The sequence below is a fragment of the Candidatus Poribacteria bacterium genome, from assembly GCA_021295755.1.
In the GTDB taxonomy this organism is placed as follows: domain Bacteria; phylum Poribacteria; class WGA-4E; order WGA-4E; family PCPOR2b; genus PCPOR2b.
Genome location: JAGWBT010000224.1, coordinates 1 through 3,863, shown reverse-complemented (window position 1 = coordinate 3,863; position 3,863 = coordinate 1). Strand labels below are relative to the sequence as shown.

The following is a 3,863-nucleotide window of genomic DNA, read 5'->3' as shown; positions in this document are numbered from 1 at the left end:
TACTATGTCGGCTTTCAGCCCCACAATCCCTACGGTCCAGTCAACACGATGGCGGCAATACAAGTTGATGTCTGCACGACGAACTTCATGATTCAAGAGGGCGGTCATGCACCATGGTTTGATCAGGTAATTGTCGGTGAATTTCCTCGCCAGAAGGATGGATACTTTGACATACCAGCTGCCCCCGGCATCGGCATTGAAATGAACGAAGAGGTGTTGCGGGAAAATCCACCTGTAGCGCGACGTGGAGCAGAGGGCTACAGCCGTCAAGCACCGTGGCGATCCAAGCAGGATACCGAATGGGTTTGAAGCCACATAATATAACATCACATCCATATCTTTGACGAGGAAAGGAGGGGCACCGATGTCAATTTCAATCCAAAAAATATCGCCGGCGGTGGGTGCGCTGGTAAAGGGTGTCGATCTTTCGATTCCCGTGCCCCGAGATACCTTTGACGTGCTTGAGGGGGCACTTGCCGAACATGGGGTGCTTGTCTTTCGTGATCAGCATCTGACACCGGCGCAGCACGTTGCGTTCAGTCAACTGTTCGGTTCCCTTGAGACGCATGTCATCTCTGAGGCGCTGCTGGAGGGTTATCCGGAAATCTATGTGGTCTCCAATGTGGTTGAGAACGGCAAACCAAAGGGCAGAGCATACGCCGGTACCTACTGGCATTCGGATCTCAGCTATAAGGCAGTACCGGCGATGGGTTCGATGATGTACGCGCTACAAATTCCTGAGATCGGTGGAGACACGATGTTCGCCAATATGTATCTGGCGTATGACACGCTATCGGTAGGGCTGCAACGGATGCTCGAACAGCTCTGGGCGATTCACGATTTCGGTCATGCCGATAAGCGCTATTTCTCAAAGAGAGGAGCTACGGCACGGCTCAATGAAGCCGCGAAAAAAAAGACACCACCTGTCCAACATCCGGTGGTCCGTACCCATCAGACGACCGGCCGTAAGGCGTTGTTCATCAATCCCGGCTTTACATCGCGTTTTGTCGATATGACAGAGGAAGAGAGCGAACCGCTGCTAGAGTATCTCTTCCAGCACATCACGCAACCTGCTTTCATCTATCGCCACCAATGGCAGGTGAACGACCTGGTTTTCTGGGACAACCGCTGCACAATTCATCATGCCATTCGGGATTATGGGGAAGATACACCGCGGCACATGCACAGAACAACAATCTGCGGCGATAAACCGTTCCTGTCTAATTTCAACGCTGTTTGATTTTAACGCAAAGACGCGAGGACGCAAAGACGCAAAGGTCTTGAAGTTTTTGCTTCATTGTGCCTTTGCATCTTTTCATTAAATCAAAAAGAGATGAATTTATGCACTGGCATCGTTCTAACCGATCGGAAAACGAGATAAGCCGGAAAATTGTTCTTTGTGCGATTGAAGTTCATCGCACACTTGGTGGACCGGGTTTGCTAGAGAGCTTTTATGAGGAAGCACTTGCATGGGAACTATCCGATGTAGGTTTGCATGTAGTCCGACAGGTAGAAGTCCCAATCACCTATAAATCGAACACCCTAGCGACCCCATTGCTTATAGACTTGCTAATCGATGGTAAAGTCATCATCGAATGTAAAGCAACGTTGAACTATAACACTGTATTTGAAGCGCAGACACTCACCTATCTTCGACTCACCGGCCTCAAGTTGGGCATGGTAATCAACTTCGGTGAGCGAATGGTCAAAGATGGTATACATCGTGTAGTAAATAACTTGTGAAAACTCAATCCAGTGTCTTTGGTTTCAAGGCGAGGATGCCAGGAACAGGGCCCCTTAAAATTTTTTCCATCCTTGCGGCTTTGCACCTTTGCGCCCTTGCGTTAAAATGATAAGATTTTGTATGGAGGGAAATCCACTCTGTATCGGATGAGGAGGAATTATGAAAGCTGCTGTCTTGTATGAATTAAACCAACCGGTTGTTGTCGAAGATATTGAAATGGAAAGCCCGAAGCAGGGCGAAGTCGTCGTCAAGGTCGCCGCAACGGGTGTTTGTCACAGTTGTTACCATGCGGTTACAGGCAAGATCAGCTATCCGCTTCCAGTAGTGTTAGGAGATGAGGGGGCAGGGGTTGTCGAGGAGGTCGGAGAGGGTGTCACTTTGGTGAAGCCGGGCGACCATGTGATTCTGTCATGGGTGCCCTCTTGTGGATATTGTATCTACTGTACGCAAGGCTATCCCAACCTATGCCTGAAAGCGAGACAAAGCGAACGTGGCTGCCTCTTTGATGGCACAACACGCTACAAAAAGAACGGAAAGCCGATCCACCATTATGCGTGGGTCGCGTCCTTTGCGGAATATACCGTAATTCCCCAAGAGTCCGCTATACCGATTGACAAAGAGATTCCATTAGACAAAGCTGCGCTGATCGGTTGTAGCGTCACGACAGGATTTTGTGCTGCAACCAATACGGCTCAGGTGCGTCCGGGGAGCAGCGTCGTGGTATTCGGGACGGGTGGCATTGGTTTGAACGCCATTCAAGGTGCGGCTGTCGCGGGTGCCGAGAAGGTTATCGCGGTAGATCTGCTGGATGCTAAGTTGGAAATGGCACGGCAGCTTGGCGCGACCCATACCATCAACGCTAGCAACCTCGATCCCATCCCAGAGATCCAATCCCTGACAGATGGGTTAGGTGCTGATTATGCGATTGAAGCAATTGGGGTGAATGTGACATACGAACAAGCAATACGCGCCATACGACCTCGAGGGAAGGCAATCTGGATCGGCGTACCCGATCGCGAACCGCTGTCTCTGGAGCCCGGCATACTCGGTGGGGAAAAGATGGTGATGACGAGCACCTACGGCTCAGCGCGCCCCCGCGATGATATGCCTCGCCTGCTGGCACTTTACCGCGCTGGTGTCCTCAAATTGGACGAACTGATTAGCCGCACCTATCAATTGGAGGAGATCAACGAGGCATTTGATGATCTGCTTAATGTCGCTCGTGGGGTGATTCAGTTTTGAGGGAATAGCGCGCTTATTTCTTTATTACACAACGACACTTTCCAACCAATCCCTATTTACCTCAATCCCAAATCCCGGCGCATCGTTAGGCACAAGCTGACCATCCCTGATTACAGCCGTTCCGGGGATGGCGACCATCTCTTCGGGTGGTACACCCGGTGGCGAGACACCCTCGGAGCGTTCGCCCCACGAGATGGCGGGCATTGCAAAGGCGAGATGCTGTCCGTAGGGATAACCGAGATGCCGGCTGCTTCCGCAAGATGACAAATCCGCACGCACGACGTGATTCCGCCCGCCCATAGCACATCCGGTTGGAAGATATCGACGAGCCGCTGGCTAGCAGCCATTGAGAAAGGTAACGGCATATACCAATGTTCGCCGGTAGCGAGTGTCTGCCAAGGCAATCGCTGACGCACCTCAGCGAATCCCTCAAAGTCTTCCGGTATCAGATAATCCTCTAGCCACTTGAGGCGGTAGGGTCTCAACAGCTCGGCGAGCCGAATGGTGTACTCCACATCCAGCGACAGCCAGCAGTCTAGCATCAATTCTACATCGTCGCCGATCAGTTCGCGCGTTCTTGCTACTTCTGCCTCATTTTTATTGAGCCCTTCCAATCCATCGGCGGGTCCATAGGGCAGCGGGAGTTTGGTCGCCTTGAAACCTAACTCCATGTACCATTCGGTCTCGAATCCGGTGGAATAACAGAAGATGCTATCCTTCTGAGGTCCGCCAAGAATTTCATAGACCGGTCGGTTCAACAGCTTGCCCTTCAGATCCCATAGGGCAAGGTCAACAGCACTGATAGCATAGCTTGCGATTCCAGTGCTGCCGTAAGGGGTAGCCATCCGGAACATCATGTCAAACATCTTCTCCGTTG

Annotated in this window: 5 protein-coding genes; 4 read left to right on the top strand and 1 reads right to left on the bottom strand. The window is 51.5% G+C overall.

What is annotated here, in order from left to right:
* The 4 genes from J4G02_22330 to J4G02_22315 all read left to right on the top strand — a co-directional run.
* Positions 1-309 (top strand): hypothetical protein (locus tag J4G02_22330; protein ID MCE2397249.1); only part of this gene is annotated, 309 nt, incomplete at its 5' end.
* 55 nt (positions 310-364) lie between these two features.
* Positions 365-1,240, top strand: a complete 876-nt coding sequence (locus tag J4G02_22325; GenBank protein ID MCE2397248.1) for a TauD/TfdA family dioxygenase — start codon at positions 365-367, stop codon at positions 1,238-1,240.
* Between the two features lie 101 nt (positions 1,241-1,341).
* Positions 1,342-1,743 (top strand): GxxExxY protein, encoded by a 402-nt coding sequence (locus tag J4G02_22320; GenBank protein ID MCE2397247.1) that lies wholly within the window; start codon positions 1,342-1,344, stop codon positions 1,741-1,743.
* Between the two features lie 160 nt (positions 1,744-1,903).
* Positions 1,904-2,986, top strand: coding sequence for a Zn-dependent alcohol dehydrogenase (locus tag J4G02_22315; protein MCE2397246.1), 1,083 nt, complete (start codon positions 1,904-1,906; stop codon positions 2,984-2,986).
* Positions 2,987-3,096: 110 nt separating this feature from the next.
* Here the strand turns inward: J4G02_22315 and J4G02_22310 are convergent.
* The coding region (locus J4G02_22310) for a hypothetical protein (protein ID MCE2397245.1) at positions 3,097-3,863 on the bottom strand (767 nt) is incomplete at its 5' end.

What these genes read in the sequence shown, in the direction of transcription:
- J4G02_22320 (MCE2397247.1), top strand. Translation starts at nt 1,342, where the DNA reads ATGCACTGGCATCGTTCTAACCGATCGGAAAACGAGATAAGCCGGAAA.
- J4G02_22325 (MCE2397248.1), top strand. Translation starts at nt 365, where the DNA reads ATGTCAATTTCAATCCAAAAAATATCGCCGGCGGTGGGTGCGCTGGTA.
- J4G02_22315 (MCE2397246.1), top strand. Translation starts at nt 1,904, where the DNA reads ATGAAAGCTGCTGTCTTGTATGAATTAAACCAACCGGTTGTTGTCGAA.